Consider the following 19,622-nt stretch of genomic DNA (forward strand, 5'->3'; position numbering starts at 1 on the left):
ATCCAGAGAACGAGGTTTGTCCAAATGAAAATCGACATATCTGCAGTACCAGCCCTGTCTTACCTCATTTGGTGTTTCGGCTCTCCGTTCAAAAGCCGAACAAAGCTGTCTTGGCCACACATTACCCTCGGTATTAGGAGCCGAAAGGAATAGCTCCCCTTGCTTGCATGATCGATTGTCCATCTTATCACACTCCTTATGTCGATATATATAATTTTTCGTAACAATTATGTGTGGATGGCATCTTCAGATACCATTTGACTATGATAGTCTAAACAGTTACAGTTTTCCTTATATATCCAGTAAAATATATCATAAAAGACAAAAAAAAGAGCCTTTACACTTAAAAGACTCATTTTTACACAAAATAAACTTATACTTATTTAATTTTCTCTCTTGACAAAGAAAAAGCATCCGCTATTACACCAACAAACGAACCAGAAATACTCCATTTTCAACTTGATACATTAGCTCACCGTCATATTTCATTGCAAAGGCGATGACACTTTTACTGCCTACGCCGTGCCCCTCTTCATTAGTGACAGGATAACCATTTTGATCAAGTGCCGTATCCTCAGTACATGGATTTTCCATTTCCAGCAGCAAGCGCCCCCTATGATGACAGATAAAATTGATGTATAATGACTTACTATCTTTTAGCTTCAAGCAAGCCACAATGGCGTTTTCCAGAAGATTTGAAACCACCATGGCAAGCTCTAAGGAATCTACCGAAAGGTCACTTGGAATATTCAGTTGAATCGCTGTTCGAATGCCCGACTGCTCTGCTTGACTTGCATAATGACATACTGCAGCATTGACAACAGGATTTTGACAGTAGACCTTGCTCATCTTATATGAAACCTGATTTTGTTTTTTCAGCAGAGTAATAGCCTCATGATTTTTATCTTGTTCCAAAAACTCTAATATCATATTGTTGAAATGACGGCGATCATGAGCGGCACGACTGTTTTGCGCTGACACCGCCTCCATGAGCTTAAGTCTTTCTGACATATTGTCGGCTGCTAATTGCAGATATTCTCGCTCTGCCTGCATTTTGTGATTATCTTCTTTCACCTGATATTCTCGTTGAAGATTTTTGAGTGAGAAAAAAATGGAACCATAGGCTGCAAGTTCAACAAAAATCAACAAAACAAACGGAACTGCCTGTTCGGTCAGCGTAACAATGATATCATCTGATGATACAACATAATAAGTAAAGGTGATATAGATACCAAGTGCCACAGCAAAATAGGCCATCCAATGTTCTACTACCTGCCTATATAAGGGACGAATATAACGCCACAGAATAAGCAGAAAAACACCAAATAGGATAAAGCGTAATATAGAGTTTGCATACACTGGATATGGTAACTTTCTTGAAGCAATAAAGCTTAAAACGATCACAGTATCGCTGATATTTTGTACGGTCAGATAGCTGAACAGCCACTGCATAAAGTTGTCCTTGAATGCAGTTCTCACTGCAAAACAAAGCACAGCGAACAAAATCGTATCAATTTTGGCCAGCATAGTCAGATTACCACTAAGGTAGCAGTAAACTGCTGTGCCCAAATCAAGAGACAAAATACCAAGCATGGTGAGGATTGTCACTTTCTTGGAGTATTTGGGTTGCAGAAGGCTAATCATTAGTAAAACATTAGCAGTGGTAGATATAACTGCTCGTAGTATATCAGGAAAATATTCACTCATCTTTGTACTCCTTTTGCCATAAGGTAATTCATATATTGATCTCGTACCACAGGGTATTGCTTTACCGCAATGGGAACTACTTTCCCGCCTTGAAGAATAAATCTATCTTTCGTAAAACATTCAACCCGTCGCATATTAACGATGTAGGATGTGTGACATTGTAGAAAATGAACATCTTTTAGTAAGGGCATACTGTACTTTGCAAATCTTTCCCGAATGGTACGGCTGGTTATCACTTCACCGCTAGTCAAAGTAAAAAGTACCGTATGGCTGCGGTACTCGCAGCAAAGAATTTCAGACAATTTGAGTACTCGTAGGTTCTCGGCAGTTTTAACAGTAATCTTTTGTTCCTCAGACAATTCTATCTTCGTAATAGCAAAAGTAAGCGTATCAAACAGACGCTGTTTATCAATCGGTTTTATCAAATAGTTTATGGGATTTGCATCATAGGCTTGCAAAGCAAACTGCGGCTCGGTGGTAGCATAGATAATTTGCGCCTCATGGTCAACACGGCGAATATCTTTACCAAGTTCTATTCCACTCACCATAGGCATGACAATATCCAATATGTAGAGATGAAAATTCTCAGTTTCGATGGTAGTTAATAATTTATCAGGGTGAGAGAATTTTTTTATCTCTGCTTCTAATGAATGCGTAACTAGGTATTCTTTTATGTATGTAGTGATGAGATCTAACTCCCTCAGCTGATCATCACATATAGCGATCTGTAACATAACCCCTCCTAAACCAGCATATCAGTCTTCTGTAACCATCTTCTATTGATTGGTTTTTTGACTTAATACACCATCAACTATTATTCAAAAAGCCTTTTATAATAAAACTTCTTTGATTTTATGAAGATAGGTAACGCTTTTAAAATTATAATTGTACAAATCCTTAGCATTATCATTTAATCTCTTCATTACTAAAGTTCCAATTGTTACGATTAAAACCAATACAGTCTAATATACGTATATTACTATTTATTAATACATTTTACAATATAATGATAGCTTTGCACTAGAAATATATCTAGCTAGGCTTACGTTTATGAATGTCTTATATAAAGTACACCCCAACCAAAAACAGGCATCTCGCAAGTCCTGTTTTTAGGATTCACGTAACATGCCTGTTTTAATTAATGTAATAGCCTATTCTTTATTTCACTACGACAGTTGCCTTGAATGTATCTTTTCTACCATACTGTGCTACTGTTACTGATACAGTTGTCTTACCAGTCTTCTTTCCTTTCACCACTCCATCTTTCGATACCGTAGCAATTTTCTTATCTGCAACTTTGTAAGTAACTACTGCTTTCTTATCTAGATTCTTAACTGTAATCGCTTTCTTCTTATCCTTTGCTACCTCTACTTTACTAACAGAAGGTGCATTAACAATACTTACATTGGTGGATAAATAATCACTTTTATTATATTGAACTAAATTAAATCCAAGCATTGTACTTCCACTAACTGCTTTATCTGAGAATACAATCTTGTTGCTGTTGCCGTAATCAACGTAACAACCATCACCAGATGCCCATGAGCCAACCGTTTTGAATCCTTTAACACCTTTTATGTAAGCACTAAGGTCTTGTTCCCCTGCATACAACGTAACATTCTCTGGTACAGATGGTGTTACAATGGAATCAAATATCTCTTTCGTCTTATTCGATCCTGTAATGACATTGCCCTTCTTATTCAATACATAGTAAACAACATCGCCATTGTAGAAAGTACATTCTAATAAGATTTTACCATCTTGTACGGTAGAACTATTAAAGAAATCTGGTTTGAAAGTAATGACATTTGCCGAATAGTCAGGCACATAAGCACTACCATATTGAAGATAGCCCCACCATTCACTATTAGGTCCAACTTTACCGCCCGCTTGATATGCTGTCACTTTCTCAAGAGTATTTCCACCAAAATCCACATTAATAATTGCTTTATTTGAACTCTTCAAAGTAGATTTGAATTCTGGTGTCTTTACCTTAGAGATTCTCTGAATCCAATCAGCACCACCACTGAACTTGAACGTAACTTCTGCGCATACTCCATACTCTTTATCTGCAAGAACCTTGCTAAGGTAAGAAGAAGTAAATGTTACTACTGCATTCTTACTATCGTATTCATAATCTTTTCCTTGTACTAAAGTACCATTTGCATCACTTAATGATACTAATGTGTTACCATTTAAAGTTAAAGGAATCTCAACATCTTCCTTACCGTTTTCTAAATATGTATAATCAAGACCTGTAGCATAAGAAGATCTTCCCTTCAGGTTTGCTTTAATGATTGCTTCAAATTCACTATCTTTCCATTGTAACTTATTGCGATCAATCATTCGCAAATTGCTTCCGTTGTCCCAAAGCATTAAAGCGATACCTTTTTCTTTGGCTACATAGTTCATGTACTCAAGATATTTGGTTTCTTCTCCATTGTTAAGACAAGGATATTGACTATCATGTCCAAGTAAACCATACTCTCCACATACTACTCCAATTCCATTCTTAGTAAATGTATTATAGACACGATCAAATGCCTGATCTACTGCCATTCTTGGAGTGTAGCCATACTCATTACCATCCGCATCTTTATTATTCCATAGTACTTCATCGAATCGAGTCTTACCTAGATTAGCACTGTATACCCATTCACAATAATAATGGAACGTTGCAATAATGTTGGTATCTTGTTGACCATTTTGCTTAAATTCAGTTGTTATCTGGTTATATAATGCATCACAACGATCTTGTGAATCATTGGTGTTTAAAGTTGGTACAACAATCATACGACTACTATTCATTCCACCAGATTTACGGATTGCCTGATAAGCAGCATTATTAATAGTATGTAATTTCTCAGCTGCATCTGTAGTAAATTGTGGCTCATTGATTGTTTCAAAACATACTTTATTACTGTAGTTTTTGAATTTCTCAGCAAGTTGTTCCCATATACGTACAAACATCGTATATTCATCTGATTCTACATTGCCATCCCAACTGTTTAGCCAAATCCAGGAATCATGGTGAACGTTAATCATTACATATAAATCTGATTCCAAAGCCCAATTAACAACCTGTGCGTATTTATCTAAAAACGCCTCATCAATAATATAATCATCTTTTGTAGTAGTATCATCCGTCCCCTTACCAGACATTCTACGATATAAAGTTAGTGGGATTCGAATACTATTGAACCCTTGATCCTTTACATATTGAATCTGTTCTTTGGTTACAGCAGAATTTCCCCAAGATAACTCCTGCTTGTCCTCCTCATCAAGATTCGTATTCACCGCATCAAACTGATTTCCTAGATTATATCCAGGTTCCATTGCCTCCACATAAGCTTGGGAAGCGGACTTTGTTGCTGCTTTCACCTCTGGTTTTCCCATTCCCATTGCTGGTAATACCATAACAGCGGCTAATACAAGTGCCATTATTCTTTTTGCTTTTTTCATAACCTATAATCTTCTCCTTTCATAAACCTAGAGATATGTTTGGACCACAAATCTCCAGTATCCCATAAATTATTTTACCATTATCTGGTCATTGCACCTTATAGTGGTAATTATATTTATTATACAATACTGTTTTTATGCAATATACATAACAAACAAGCTATATTTTACCCTATTTTTTATACATTTTATATTTTACATACATTTTTATACATAAAAAAAGCTACTACATCATGGAAATCACGAATATAATAGCTTTTAGTCTAAACCTACCTACTCAAACTTCGCACATAAAAAACTTCAGTTAGAGTAGGTAATTGCTATATTCATACGAAAAACTATCTGAACACGTCAGCACTTGATTGAGCAACGCGAAATCTTAGTACTGCTACGTGTGAAGCTAAGCGAGAGCGGGGTTTTCGTTGAATATAGCAATTAGCTACTCCTCAAGATCTTCAAGTGCGAAGTTTGAGTTATTACTTTATAATAATTCTATAACTTTTCTTTTCTAAAAAACATGCAGATCGCAGTAAGAATACTTCCTACTATGATGAATAAATCTGCTATGTTAAATACAACATTTTTTAACCATTTGAATGAAAAATAGTCTACAACATACCCACGGTTAACACGGTCGAACACGTTGCTGGCTGCACCACCAACTAATAAAGCTAATGCTAACTTCAATACTTTGTTCCCCTTCTTAGGTATTACCATACCAAAAAGGAGAAGTAGATTGCCTAATAAAATACCGGATATGAATATTACAAGTTTCGTATTCTTCTCCATAAAATTAAGCATCGCACCTTTGTTATGATACCTTGTCAATGTAATCTTGCCACCTAAGATTTCTTCTTCCTCATTCATCTTCTTATTCTTTTCAATATAATTCTTAATAAATAATTCCGCTACAAATATGATTCCTGCTAGTGAAAGATATATCATAGTAACTACCCCTTTCTTTACAATGTGGAGATTCTTAGTCAATTGCCAAACTCTTGCAACTCTCCAGTTAAAAAGTATCTCTAGAATTCACTGAAAGACTCCAATTCTTAGCTAATTCTTCATAAGCTCTTGTCTGCTCTACATTGCCAAGCTCACGATAACAATCTGCTAGTTTCATCAATGGATAATCGCCTCCATAATGTATATTCAATTGACATTCCGTCTCATACGCCGCGTTATAATACCAAATAAGCGCTTCTTCATAATCTTCTAATTCAAAATAATGTTCTCCTAATTCATAACAGACTTCCGAACTTGCCTTTGATGCTATGTTCTTAAGTGCAACCTTCATTAATAATTCTAGATTTCCTTGTAATCTGGCGTATTTTGCTAATACACATTGTATATAACTACATTCCTCTGAAGTCCTTGTCGTATCCTTTTGCCATTCATCAAAGTATTCTCCCGCCTTTATGAAGTCATCGTCTTCTCCCGCGATAAACAATTCTTTTGCAAACATATGAGTTAGTTTTGGAGATAATCGTTCGCCTTTATTCAATATAACATAGAAATTATTAAAATCTCTTTTTGCATGAGACATGGTTGGTCGATGGATGATCTCTATATCGCTATCATATATAACCGGATCTAGAGCAACAGTTTCATGAATGGGATCTTGCCACATAAACTCTCGAAGTCTTCTGTAAAGTTTCGGCCTATATTCTTTATCGTAGTTATATGTAGTACCATATTGTAATTGATTTGTATAATACATCTGTACGATTTCTATCTCTGGAAGCATAGCCTCCTTTAACATTCTGAATTTCTCTTGATTTTCCGTATCAATTTCTTCGTCGGCATCTGCCACATAGATATAATCCATGGTTGCTTTTGAAAAGGAATAATTTCTTGCTGCTGCAAAATCATGTACCCACGTGAAATCATAGACCTTATCTGTATATGTCTTCGCAATTTCTTTCGTCAGGTCCGTAGACCCTGTATCCACTATTACGATCTCATCCACTAGATTCTTCAAACTATCCAGACATCTTTTAAGTACTTCTTCTTCATTCTTAACTATCATGCATGCTGTAATCGTAATCATTGTTAACCTCCAATTAAACGAAATATCAATTCCGTCTACAACCTTAATAAACACCCATATTACTCTTTCGTATCTTCGTGCTCTGTGTAATTATTATAACATCTCGTTTTATAGATTGAAAGGTAAAAACCAATGCAGCATAAAAAAACAACTTTTGTAGCTGTATGCCATATGTGAACGGCACACAGTTTACAAAAGTTGTTCTTTCTTCTTAATTATTTATGTCATTTTAATGACTCTAAAATTAAATTTCTTTATTTTATTACTATTGTCTCTTTTATTACCCTCTTTTGCTTATTCTCTAATAATATTGTAATTTTTACAGTTATTTTACCTGTTTTTTTGGCTTTCAGTTTTCCATTTGGCGATATAGTTGCTATGTTCTTATTATCTACTGTATACGTAACTTTTGCTTCCTCTTTCCCACATGGATCGGTCGCAGTAAACTTTGTTACTAATTCTAACTCTGTAGGAAGTACTGCTTTGAGATTTAACGTCTTTCCTACTGCGACAGTCTTTTGGGAACTAGATATCGTTACCTTATCTGTCAAAGTAATTACATCACTTAACGCTTTGGTTGTAAAGATGAATTTTCCTCCTGATAATGTAGATAAGGTAACATACCCTGTATCACCTATTTTTTTCTTATTGTTTGGTACCTCCTCTATTTTGCCTGTCAATTCATTCTTTTTATAAATATAGATACTACCTTTTTTATTTCGCTCCAGCAAACTATTCACGTTTATTTTAATACTAACGGGTATGGAAAGAGTCCATTCTTCTCCAAAGGTAAGTAACCCCTTGCTCTTATCCTCCTTCACTGTATCTACAGTTATGTTAAGATCTTCTAAGTTCTTCCCTGTTTTCCTTAACTCTTCTTCTGGAATTGTTATTGTATAGGTTGTATTCTTTCCTTCTTGTACTTGAATGACTAGTTTCTCGTTTACTTGTTTTGCAGCCTGAAGTGCCCTGCTACTGATTATAATACTTCGATTATCCAGATTTAGATTAGTAGGTACAATTACTTTGAGTTTTGTACCATTTCCTTTCTTTATAACTCTAGCAGCACTTTCAATCAGTTTTTCATTAATCATTATCCTCCACGCGGTAATGTTAGATACTTCCTTCTTAATTTGTTTTACTAGCTCTTCATTAATCGTCACTGTCCCCATATGATTAGCTAGCTGAATATCCGAAATATGAATAGTAGCTAGTGTCTGCAATATATTTCCCTCTTTATCTCTTGAAATAACTACCTCTGCTTTGGAATCCGATTGTTCACAGGTTACTACTATTGTCTCCTTCTGTTCCTTATCAACTTCTTCAACCGCATTATTATTATCCGACATGTTAGACCAAGACAATTTAGGGATACTTTCGGAAATGATTTCTCCACATCTGCTACATGTTTTTTCTCTACGTCCTTCATTCGTATAAGTCGGCTGCTTGATGATTACCCACTCCCCATAGCTATGTTCACCTATTGGCTCAATTGCAGTAACTCTACTTTTTCCACATGAGTATATGGAATTTCCATATATTCCAGCTTTTGTACAAGTTGCTTCCTTTATGGTTTGTGACTTATATTCCTTACAAATATGATCCTTAATATCAATATCTTTCAAAACACATTTCTCTGTCCACCAATAGGCACTCTCTCCTTTACCTACACCAATAGTTAACGTATTACAAGTTTCAATAAAGTCCAATATATCAGAATAAGTTGCCTCTCCGTTGGTCACATAGGTTAGTAACGTATCATCTAGATAGATTTGTAAATCATCTTTGGTTATTACATATCGGAATGTATAACCTTTCCCTTTTTCTAAACTTGCCGCAACATTCGTAACTCCTGATAAGCCTGGATTATTTATATCAATCCATTTACCTCCTCCATTAAAGCACAGAAATGGAAGCGATTGAAAGGATACTCTTCCAGAATTCTTAGTATTGTAGAATGCAAATAAACCATCCCACCCATTCTTAGCAGCGTCTTCATTCCAGTTAATGGTGTATTTAATATCTACCATCTCTAGTTTCTTACCATAAAAAGGATTCTCATAATATGTAATGGATTCTGCTGTGGATAACTGTGCTTCATCCAGAGTAAAATGAGTTCCTACATTCTTAACTTTAATATTATCAAACAACAAGGTATCTTCACTACCGCTACTGCGTAAATAATATCCATCTAACGTTCCACAACCATCTATGGCTACGACTCCTTCATAATAAGTCGTACTGGCATCCGCAATGGTTACTACCGCTATGGAATTTGAAGCTGAAGCTACAGCAGTCACATGAAGCCATGTATTTGGCAGTGATATTACTTCTTTATCATTGATCTTCCAAGCATTGGCCTCTGTCTTAGTTAGTTTTAATATATAACCTGACTCTACGCCATCATTAACGGAATCATTGATATATTTCTTATCTGTTCCTAAAATTGCTATCTCTGTACCAACTTGACTTCCACTCTGTAATGCCACATCACATTCTGCGATATATTGCTCGCTTACTCTTGCATATTTAGGAAGTTGGCTATATGCCGCTTTCGCCTCAGTCGCATTAAATTCAATATAATTACCATTCTGCTCATTCTTCTTAATTATAACGTTACCTTCTGATTGCCATTTCGTTGTTGCATCTGTTATATCCGAGTAATCCATTTTATATATGGAATCACTAGTGAATTCTCCTACCGGTTCTACATAGCACTTAACATTACTAATGGTACAATTTGCCTCATCATATCCTGCTGCATTCCACCATGATCCATATCCAAAATATATTTTATCAGCGGAACCTGATATCCATGACAATATGTTTTCATAACTTGTTATTGTTCCTTTTCCGTTTTCAGTGTTTAAAATATTCTCATTATAAACCTCTTCCCCATCTACACTTACATTAAAACCAGATTTATGAATATTAATTCTAACAGTAGCTGAATCACCTATGTAATCATTTACCATCTTAAAATCTTTTACATTGGCATCAAAAAAACTGCCTTCTGCATTATATCCCAGATAAGAACCCGGAGTAAAAAATAATCTTCCGTTGTCCCCTAACATACTTAGGATCGTACCAAGCATGTTAACGTCACCGGTTCTCTTGACATCAAATTCAATGGATATTCCATTCGTTATATTCACTCCTGCATTTGTCTTGTTACAGAATGGATTTCTTACATATAAACTACCATCAAGGACCGTAGATAAATCCTTGGGAGTGTCCTTAAAATAAGAGCCAATTAGATAATCCTCCTCACTTTCTGAACGATCTGCATATATTCTAATTGTGTAGCTTGATGTGTAGTAATAATCACCTTTATATATAGTCATGGTTAATGTAACATCGGTATCTTCCTTTGGCACAATCACCGTACCATCATTTTTTAGTACGCTTTCATTACTAGACTCCCATCTAAATCTTGTTTGGTAACTTCCTTTTGTTGGTAGTGTAAAACTACTAAATGCACCAAGTGGTACGCTGATCTGCTGTGCATTGCAAGCCACTGCTACATCATCTGCAAGGTACTTTGAACCCCAAATGGAAAGACCATCTTCATTAACAGCCGTAAAGCACAATGTTTCAACATTTGTCCCATCTATTACCTGCTTTGCAAATACACCTTTGTAGTTTTTTCCATTGATCTGCAAATTACAATATGCCGTATCTTCTGACCTAGTCCAAGTACCTTTATAATCCCCGGTAATCGTGCCATCTTCTAACAACTCTATAGAAACAGATTTTACTGTCTCCAGATTAGCATAATCCACCTTATACTTATGGATTATCATTTCGTAATTTCCAACTATATCTGACCTACTATAGCCTGTTGTAGATATGGTCTCTCCAGCATATTCATACGGTGCTGCCACAACCCATCCTTCCTCATTTAGATAAAGCTGGTGTATTCTCAGTTCATGACCAGCTGTACCATCATCAAATTTAGTATGGTATACAACATATGCCTTTCCATCCGTATCTACAAACGCGGAGTTATGCCCTTGTGCCACTTCTCCTTTTGACTTAGTACTCCATCTGTAATTACCCATTAGCTTCATACCACGATTATCATTGGTTCCATCATAATTGTGTACATAGTTGTTATATATTGCACTTGTTCCTCTTGTGTCTACATATGGCCCATCTGGATTTTCTGAGCGGAATATTCTCATGGTGTAACCACCTTCAGGCGAATAAAATCCATAAGACATAAACAAGAAATAATAATCTCCTATCTTTTCAATATAAGCCCCCTCTCCAGACGCATAATATCCGCCTGCTATTTTTGTTCCAAAATAAGCATCACTTGTAACACCTTTTGTTCCTTCGCCAATGTTAGGATACTGTACAGAATAATCCCTTAAACCTGTGTTCTCATCAAGTTCTATCATGTATATTCCACCTGACCACGAACCATATGCCAACCATAACTTTCCATTATCATCATAAAATACGCATGGGTCAATCGCATGTGGTAGATAATCTCCCCAAGTACCATCACCAACTTTATTGTATTTTTGAGGCAATTCATCTAGCGTTGTACCTAAAGCAATTTCAAGATCCGTATCTTTAAAGGACTTACTTGAACTACTTGTGCTAAAACCAGAGAATATAACTGGTGCTTCATATATGTAGGGACCGAATTCTTGATCCGATGTCAGTAAAATAATAGCCGAGTTCCATTTTGATCCATTTAAACTTAGGTACATACACCACTTTTTAAGCTCACTATTATAAACCACATCGGGCGCCCACATATTACCCGTCACTGTATTGTCTGAAATCCATTCTGCTATATCATATGATCCGAGCTCTACTATATAAGGGTTATTTTGAGCATCATATACTGTTGTAGATCCCGTTAAACGATTCTGCTTGAATGCATTCTCAAAGGATGTTACATTGCCATGGATATCTCCAAATAATGTGCTTTCCATAGATTCTGATGTTACGGATGTCCAATTCTTCAAATCATATGTCTTCGATACTCCCATATGAGAACCGAATACGCTGTACAATTTATCTCCATTTTGGTCGGTCGATAAAACAATTGACGGATCATGTACAGAGTTTCTTGTCTTAGACGCCTCTGAGTACATTGCATTTAACTCTTCTTGTTTTATCTGAATTGTTGGAATAACATCTTCCTCTTCTTGCTTTACTCCACCAGTATTGCCAATGCTTTTTCCTGATACCGTCCCCTCTTCAAAGGTATATAGATACTCAGGTATTATTGTATTATCTTTTAGTTGTTCTATTGTCAGAAAAGAATGATAGATTGCAATATCATCATAAAATGCATTGACATCTTTATCCTCCCAAAAGCAATTACCACCAACATTCACGCTAGTAAGCTGTGGCAAAGAATTCAATAGTACTCCGCTGCTTTTACCAGACGTACCATCTAACATTACATTCGATACTTCCACCCCATCACAGTACACTCGAATCTCATCCGCTTTTACTGCATAGGCTACCTGATGCCAATTTCCATCTGTCATTACGTTATAACTTGCTACATTATTATCCGAACCATCTGTTGTATCTACATAGCCATCTGCATTCACTCTCCCAATTAAATTAAAACCTAATTGTGTAAGTGGATAGGTTTGATTGTCATTATAAGCACTAAAAATTGAACTCCAGTATGGCTCTGCACCGCTGTAACTTTTTATATACATACTAACAGTGAAACCGTCTTTAGCTCCTTCTAATACTTTAGGCATTGATAAATAATCTGTTCTTAATGAGGGCGGCCCTGAAGAATTGTTATCAAATACGAACCCTCTTTGCGCATCCGTAATAATTTTTCCACTTCCCACGATGGTAGCACTGTCAGCAGTAGAAGAAACTTTACTTTCAGATACAGTTTCCGATTTAAAATTATACATATAATCTGGAGTAACCGCATATCCTGCATCTTCTACGTTCGCTGCTTTCCCTACAATTGGTCCCAGCCCCCATGTCCAACTTTGCGGTATTATTAGTGCTCCTGTCAGTACCAAAGCTAGTGTTCGTTTTACAAATCCCTGCCTTCTCATAACCTTCTCCTTTCAAAAAACCCCATAAATCGTTACTATATAGTTATTCTAATATTTTACCTTAGGTCAATGATACTAATTTAAACTTTGATTTAAATTAGTAATCTCTTATTAATATTTGACATTTAGATAAAATACTTTACAATTTTATATTGCTACTTGTTGCCTTCCTTGTCAACTTGTATAATTTTTATGTAATTCTTTATTATTTTTTATTAATTATTTTATTTTTATTGAGCATTCTAAATTATTTCACTCTATACTTACTAATTTATTTATAATTTTTACTGTTTTTTTGACATCTAATAATAGATATTACTTTAATATGAGAACATCAGTAAAATAAAACATTATCTAGCAAAAATAAAAATAGCAAAATACCACTAGTTAAACTAGTGGTATTTTGCCGTTTTTATTTATTGTATAAATCCTATTTTTTATAATGGAATATTGCCATGTTTCTTGCGAACAACAGTTAATTCACTCTTACCTCGTAACATAATTAAATCAGAATACAATCTTTCCCTTGTCTCAGATGGGTTAATGATCTCATCTACGTATCCGTACTTAGCTGCAATATCACCATTCATGCATGACTCACGATATTCATCTGCTTTCGCGTTAATGAATTCACCAATTTGACCTTTCGGTATATTCTTTAATTCTTTACTATGGATAATCTCAACTGCACCTTCTGCACCCATAACTGCAATCTCTGCTGAAGGCCATGCATATACATAGTCAGCACCAAGATGTTTACTACACATAGCGATATATGCGCCGCCATATGCTTTACGAAGTACAACGGTTAATTTGATTGTGGTTGCTTCTGAATACGCATACAGTAATTTAGCTCCATGTCTAATAATTCCTCTCATCTCTTGATTTACTCCTGGCATAAAGCCTGGTACATCAACTAATGTAATAATTGGAATATTATAAGAATCACAGTAACGAATAAATCTAGCTCCCTTATCACTTGCATCACAATCTAGAGAACCTGCCGCATATCTTGGTTGACTACCAACAACACCAACGGTGATATTACTTAATTTAGCAAAACCAACAACGATATTTTGTGCAAATTCTGCTTGAATTTCTACAAAGCTATCTTTGTCAAACATCTCAGCAATTACTTGACGCATATCATAACTTTGTGACATACGCTCAGGTAGAATGGAATCTAACGCTTTTTGATTCTTATTCACATATGGTTCTTGCTTGAAAGTACGCTTGTCTCCATAATATTGTGGAAGCATCTCAACTAGATGCCGTACGCCTTCATAACATTTATCTTCTGATTCATATCTAAAATGAGCAACCCCACTTGTTGTGGAATGTACTCTTGCACTCCCTAATTCTTCCGCTGTAACTGTTTCATTGGTTACACTTTTGATAACTTTTGGTCCAGTAACGAACATATTGCTTACCTCATCAATTGTAAAGATGAAATCTGTAATACCTGGTGAATATACTGCACCACCCGCACATGGTCCTGCAATTATTGAAATCTGTGGAATATAGCCAGAAGCTAATGTGTTCATATAGAAGATATCACCATATCCTGCTAGTGAACTAACACCTTCTTGAATTCTAGCTCCACCCGAATCATTAATGCCTATTACCGGACATTTGGTCTTAATTGCTAGTTCAATAACATGTGCAATCTTCTTTCCATGTTCATTACCTAGTGTACCTCCCATTACTGTAAAGTCTTGTGCATATATGTACACTTTTTGACCTTTAATAAATCCATAGCCTGTTATGACACCATCGTAAGGTAATGTATCTTCACATAGTCCTAATGCACTCTTGTGATTTGTTACTCGTGATCCAATCTCTTTGAAAGTATCCTTATCAAGAATCATTGTAATACGTTCAATGGCATGTAGTTTACCTTTATCATGTTGTTTTTCTAATTTATATTTATCTACATACTCCGATTCTTTTTCTTTCATAAATGGAATATTCTCTGTGATTATGTTCTTTAGTTCTGCAATTCCTGCTGGAAATATTGAAGATTTCTGTTCTTCCAAGAAAGTACACCTCGCTCATCTTACTATTGAATTTCGAACTCTATTTTACTAATATTACCATATATAGAATTCTCAAACATTGTTCTGTTGCAATATAGATTATAACCGATACCAATCTCATTTTCAACTAATTTATTTTGATTATCAAATAAATTAGTATTTATTTTCCATTTTCACCATTCGGTATCCTATTCCAACATGAGTTTGTATATACTGCTCTTTATTATCTCCCGTTCCTAGTTTCTTTCTAAGTGAAGCCATATAAACTCTAAGAGAAGACATATCCGATTCAATCGCATTGGTCCAAACTTTGTCTAATATAAAACGATGCGTAAGCACCTTACCGATATTCTTGGCTAGCAAGCAAATCAAACTGTATTCTATGGGCATTAAATGTATCTCCTGATTCCTCACTGTTACTGTTGCACTTGGGTAATCAATTCTTAAATCACCATTAATAAAACAAGATTGACTCGGTTCGCCCATCACCCCATTCATATGCTGTAATCTGCGATATGTAGTCCGTAACCTAGCCAAAAGTTCTGCAACACTGAATGGTTTCGTAAGATAATCATCGGCTCCTGCATCTAATGCATTGATTTTATCCATATCTTCACTTCTTGCACTAATCACTATAATGGGTAACATCGACCAAGAACGTACCTTCTTAATCACCTCAATCCCATCCATATCCGGTAAACCAAGATCAAGTAAGATAATATCTGGATTGTGAGAGGTTGCTGCTAGAATAGCCTGTGCACCATTCTCAGCAACAATGTACTTATAATCTTGAGTCTCAAGCGTAGTGGTAATTAGATTCCGTACAGGTTTATCATCTTCTACGACTAAGATTTTTGATTTTTGATTTATCATAATAACATGCTCCTTTCCAAAGTTAAATACATGGTCTACTGCAATTCCTTTACCTCCTCTAATTTCAACGTAAATCGAAAGATAGCTCCCTTAGGTTTGTTATCGAGAACTTCTAGTTTTCCCCCATGTGCATCTACAATTGATTTACACAAGGCTAAACCAAGCCCCATTCCTCTTCTCCCATCAGATACAGAATCATTGACGGTATAGAACATCGTGAATATCTTAGTCTTTTGTTCATCATCAATTCCCGGTCCATCATCTCGTATCTCGATAGCTATATATTCCCCTTCTTTGCAGGTAACTACTTCAATATGAGACCCAGCAGGCGTATATTTGATTGCATTATCTATTAAGTTAATTATCACTTGAATAATACGTTTTGCATCAACTCTTGCTACTAGTACTTCTTCTACATCAACCGATACTCTATGCTCTTTTGACTTTCGATCTATGTGTTTCATAGCTTCGATGATTAAATCTTCCACTAGTTCTGGTTCTAAATCTAACTGCATGGTTCCATTCTCAATTCTCGTAACACTTAATAAATTCTCTACTAGATTAATCAACCACATCGAATCATCATATATATATTCATATAACTCATGCTTCTTATCTGCGGATATTAGGTCTGAGTTTTCAATTAGCATACTTGCGTTACCTGATATGCTAGTCAAAGGTGTTCTCAAATCATGAGAAATAGAGCGCAATAAATTAGCACGTAGTTGTTCTTGTTTTAACTGAATTGCCACCTCACGTTCCTTTAGAAGTAGCTCTTCCTTCTCCAGCGCAAAAGCGCATTCGTTCAGAATAGCCACTAAGATTCCTTGTTCAAATGCTTGAATCACCTCTCCATTTAATTCAATTCCAATAACCGCAAATACTCTATCACCATTCCGTACTGCCATATACAGACATTTGGCACCTGGTAACGTTGTGGTTGATGCGCCAGCATGCTTGTTGTTCTTATATGTCCAGGTTGCAACAGCTAATTCTGTTTTTGGTATTGATGTTGATATATTACTGCTACTATGGTAGATGATTGGTTTCGGATTCTTCTCTGGATCTCCAACATAACCATAGATTGTCTTATCTAATAATTTGCCTATCTGCCTTATGGTCCGCCACACAATATCTTCTGTATTCTTACCATGCTGTAATTTCTGGCTAGTCTCTAGCAATACTTCTGTACGATAGGCTTTTTTTGCTGATACCTTTGCTTCATTTTTGACCTTTTGGGTGACAGTTGAACTAATTAAGGACATAATTAACATAATCACAATAGTGATTACGTAACCTCCTTCATATACTTTGAAAGTAAGTTTTGGATCAGTAAAAAAGAAATCATATGTAAATACGCTTATAAAACTATATACATAACTGGTAAATTTATATTTTGTTATTATCGCTGTGACCAATACACCTAGTATATATGTCATTACTATATTCGAATCTTGCAAATCCATATATTTAAAGAAAATTGCAATACCTGATGAAACACTTAATAATAATAGAGTCTTAACTATATCAAGGCTTACAATAGAAGGCTGAACCTTTGTAGTTTTCTTCTTCTTTTTCCGATACATCTGATCATAGCTGTCCGGAATAAGGAATATCTCAATAGAGGGACAAAGCTTAGAAAGTCTTTCGGAGAAACTCTCCTTTACCAAAAACAGACTTCTCTTACTATAGCTTCTCCCTAGTACCACTTTTGTTACCTTAGATAACTTAGCATACTCCGCGATCTGTTCCACAATGTCACTTCCATAGGAGGTTACCGTATTAGCTCCAAATTGAGCAGCTAACTTGGTATTCTCCCTTAACCTTTGAATGTCCTCTTTATCCATATCTGAAGATTCTGGTGTCTCAACATAAAATGCTGTAAACTTACCGTGAAAAGCCTTTGCCATCCTTGCCGCTTGTCGAATCACTTTATCATTCGAGGGTGAAGGGGATAAACACATAAGGATATGCTCACCCACAGCCCCTTCCTTACCTAATTGGTGAATGGATTTACTCTGTTCTTGATTAACCCAATCTGCCATTCTTCTAAGTGCTATCTCACGTAACGCTATTAGATTATCTTCGGTAAAGAAGTTTCCTAACGCCTTTTTTACACGATCTTTCTTATATATTTTCCCTTGTTCAAGACGAGCAATTAATTCCTCTGGCTGTATATCAATCATCTCTATTTGATTTGCTTCATCAAACACAGAGTCTGGGATTCTCTCTCTTACCATAACTCCTGTAATCTGTGCAATTAAATCATGAAGGCTCTCAATGTGTTGTACGTTAACAGTTGTATAGACATTAATCCCAGCATTAAGTAGTTCTTTAATGTCCTCATACCTCTTAAGATGACGACTTCCAAACGCATTGGTATGTGCAAGTTCATCAACTAGTATAATATTCGGCTTTCTCTTAAGTGCACTATCAATATCAAATTCCGTCAGCTCAATGGATTGATACGGTATTACTTTCGGTGGTAAAACCTCTAAACCCTCTACTAATTTCATTGTTTCTGGTCTTGCATGTGGTTCTATGTAACCAGCTACAACATCAATGCCTGCTTTTTTCTCCTCATGCGCAGCAAGCAGCATAGCATAAGTTTTCCCTATACCTGCTGCATAGCCAAAGAAGATCTTCAATTTTCCTTTTCCTACATTCTCTTCATCAGAGACAATTCTATCAAGAATTGCCTCCGGATTCATTCTTACTTCTTCCATATCTTAGCTCCATTTACATGTATCAAGCGTTGACTACCACTCCCATATACCGCTTGATTTTGTTATCCCAATTAGATTCCTAGATTCATCTAATTCAGAATTCCGTCAAGTGCCAAATTTACTTCAAGAACATTAACAACCTTTTCTCCAAGAACCCCCAATAATTTTCCTGTGGTATATTGATTAATGATATCCTCTACTTGTTCTGTAGATATATTCCTCACCTTTGCTATTCTATCTACTTGATACATGGCGGCTGCAACACTAATATGAGGATCAAGACCACTACCAGAACCCGTTACTAAATCAACTGGAACTTTCTGATTTATCATGGCTGGATTTGAAGCTTTTATAGCTTCGGCACGTTCTGTAATTAAGGAACGATAATCCTCACTAGCCGGTGTCAGATTTGATGGTCCTGCATAATACAACGCATTGCCTTCCTCATCATGATATGTCCCTGTATTATCATACATAACACGTCCCCATAGATATCTATCCCCTGTAAACTTCTGACCAAGTAATTTACTTCCATATTGTTTTCCATCTACCTCAATTATACTACCATTTGCTTTATCTTTAAAGAAAAGTTGTGAAATTCCTGTTACTGCAAGCGGATAGATAACACCACATACAATAGTTGTTATAAGTATGAACGTTGCTGTTTGTTTTAGCAAGATCTTAATTGACTTCATGATGATTCCTCCTTAATTCT

At 35.7% G+C, this 19,622-nt stretch carries 10 protein-coding genes; all 10 read right to left on the reverse strand.

Features of this window, described 5'->3' with window-relative positions:
* Nucleotides 1-420: 420 nt before the first annotated feature.
* Nucleotides 421-1,707, reverse strand: a complete 1,287-nt coding sequence (locus BUB90_RS16295) for a GHKL domain-containing protein (protein ID WP_073289508.1) — start codon at nt 1,705-1,707, stop codon at nt 421-423.
* Entirely contained in the window at nt 1,704-2,441 is a 738-nt protein-coding gene (locus BUB90_RS16300; RefSeq protein WP_073289509.1) for a LytR/AlgR family response regulator transcription factor, read from the reverse strand. The genes BUB90_RS16295 and BUB90_RS16300 overlap by 4 nt, the downstream gene beginning before the upstream one ends.
* Before the next feature lie 424 nt (nt 2,442-2,865).
* A complete protein-coding gene (locus BUB90_RS16305; RefSeq protein WP_073289510.1) occupies nt 2,866-5,169 on the reverse strand; it encodes a cellulase family glycosylhydrolase in 2,304 nt (767 codons plus the stop codon).
* Between the two features lie 492 nt (nt 5,170-5,661).
* Nucleotides 5,662-6,114 (reverse strand): signal peptidase II, encoded by a 453-nt coding sequence (lspA, locus tag BUB90_RS16310; RefSeq protein ID WP_073289511.1) that lies wholly within the window; start codon nt 6,112-6,114, stop codon nt 5,662-5,664.
* A 67-nt stretch (nt 6,115-6,181) separates the two neighbouring features.
* The gene (locus BUB90_RS16315; protein ID WP_073289512.1) at nt 6,182-7,219 is read right to left on the reverse strand and encodes a tetratricopeptide repeat-containing glycosyltransferase family 2 protein; all 1,038 of its coding nucleotides are present in this window, start codon (nt 7,217-7,219) and stop codon (nt 6,182-6,184) included.
* Nucleotides 7,220-7,473: 254 nt separating this feature from the next.
* Nucleotides 7,474-13,272 carry a lipocalin-like domain-containing protein gene (locus BUB90_RS16320; RefSeq protein WP_073289513.1) on the reverse strand — a complete coding sequence of 1,933 codons (5,799 nt, stop codon included), beginning with the start codon at nt 13,270-13,272 and terminating at the stop codon, nt 7,474-7,476.
* Nucleotides 13,273-13,709: 437 nt separating this feature from the next.
* Nucleotides 13,710-15,308, reverse strand: a complete 1,599-nt coding sequence (locus BUB90_RS16325) for an acyl-CoA carboxylase subunit beta (protein ID WP_242952561.1) — start codon at nt 15,306-15,308, stop codon at nt 13,710-13,712.
* 153 nt (nt 15,309-15,461) lie between these two features.
* Nucleotides 15,462-16,181: a response regulator gene (locus BUB90_RS16330; RefSeq protein WP_073289514.1), complete on the reverse strand. Its 720-nt coding sequence runs from the start codon at nt 16,179-16,181 to the stop codon at nt 15,462-15,464.
* A 35-nt stretch (nt 16,182-16,216) separates the two neighbouring features.
* On the reverse strand, nt 16,217-18,907 hold the full coding sequence (locus tag BUB90_RS16335; protein WP_073289515.1) for a sensor histidine kinase: 2,691 nt from the start codon (nt 18,905-18,907) through the stop codon (nt 16,217-16,219).
* 89 nt (nt 18,908-18,996) lie between these two features.
* A complete protein-coding gene (gene kdpC, locus BUB90_RS16340) occupies nt 18,997-19,602 on the reverse strand; it encodes a K(+)-transporting ATPase subunit C (protein WP_073289516.1) in 606 nt (201 codons plus the stop codon).
* Nucleotides 19,603-19,622 lie beyond the last annotated feature (20 nt).

It is taken from the genome of Anaerosporobacter mobilis DSM 15930 (assembly GCF_900142955.1).
GTDB classification, from domain to species: domain Bacteria; phylum Bacillota; class Clostridia; order Lachnospirales; family Lachnospiraceae; genus Anaerosporobacter; species Anaerosporobacter mobilis.

What these genes read in the sequence shown, in the direction of transcription:
- BUB90_RS16295 (WP_073289508.1), bottom strand. Translation starts at nt 1,707, where the DNA reads ATGAGTGAATATTTTCCTGATATACTACGAGCAGTTATATCTACCACT.
- BUB90_RS16300 (WP_073289509.1), bottom strand. Translation starts at nt 2,441, where the DNA reads ATGTTACAGATCGCTATATGTGATGATCAGCTGAGGGAGTTAGATCTC.
- BUB90_RS16305 (WP_073289510.1), bottom strand. Translation starts at nt 5,169, where the DNA reads ATGAAAAAAGCAAAAAGAATAATGGCACTTGTATTAGCCGCTGTTATG.
- lspA (WP_073289511.1), bottom strand. Translation starts at nt 6,114, where the DNA reads ATGATATATCTTTCACTAGCAGGAATCATATTTGTAGCGGAATTATTT.
- BUB90_RS16315 (WP_073289512.1), bottom strand. Translation starts at nt 7,219, where the DNA reads ATGATTACGATTACAGCATGCATGATAGTTAAGAATGAAGAAGAAGTA.
- BUB90_RS16320 (WP_073289513.1), bottom strand. Translation starts at nt 13,272, where the DNA reads ATGAGAAGGCAGGGATTTGTAAAACGAACACTAGCTTTGGTACTGACA.
- BUB90_RS16330 (WP_073289514.1), bottom strand. Translation starts at nt 16,181, where the DNA reads ATGATAAATCAAAAATCAAAAATCTTAGTCGTAGAAGATGATAAACCT.
- BUB90_RS16335 (WP_073289515.1), bottom strand. Translation starts at nt 18,907, where the DNA reads ATGGAAGAAGTAAGAATGAATCCGGAGGCAATTCTTGATAGAATTGTC.
- kdpC (WP_073289516.1), bottom strand. Translation starts at nt 19,602, where the DNA reads ATGAAGTCAATTAAGATCTTGCTAAAACAAACAGCAACGTTCATACTT.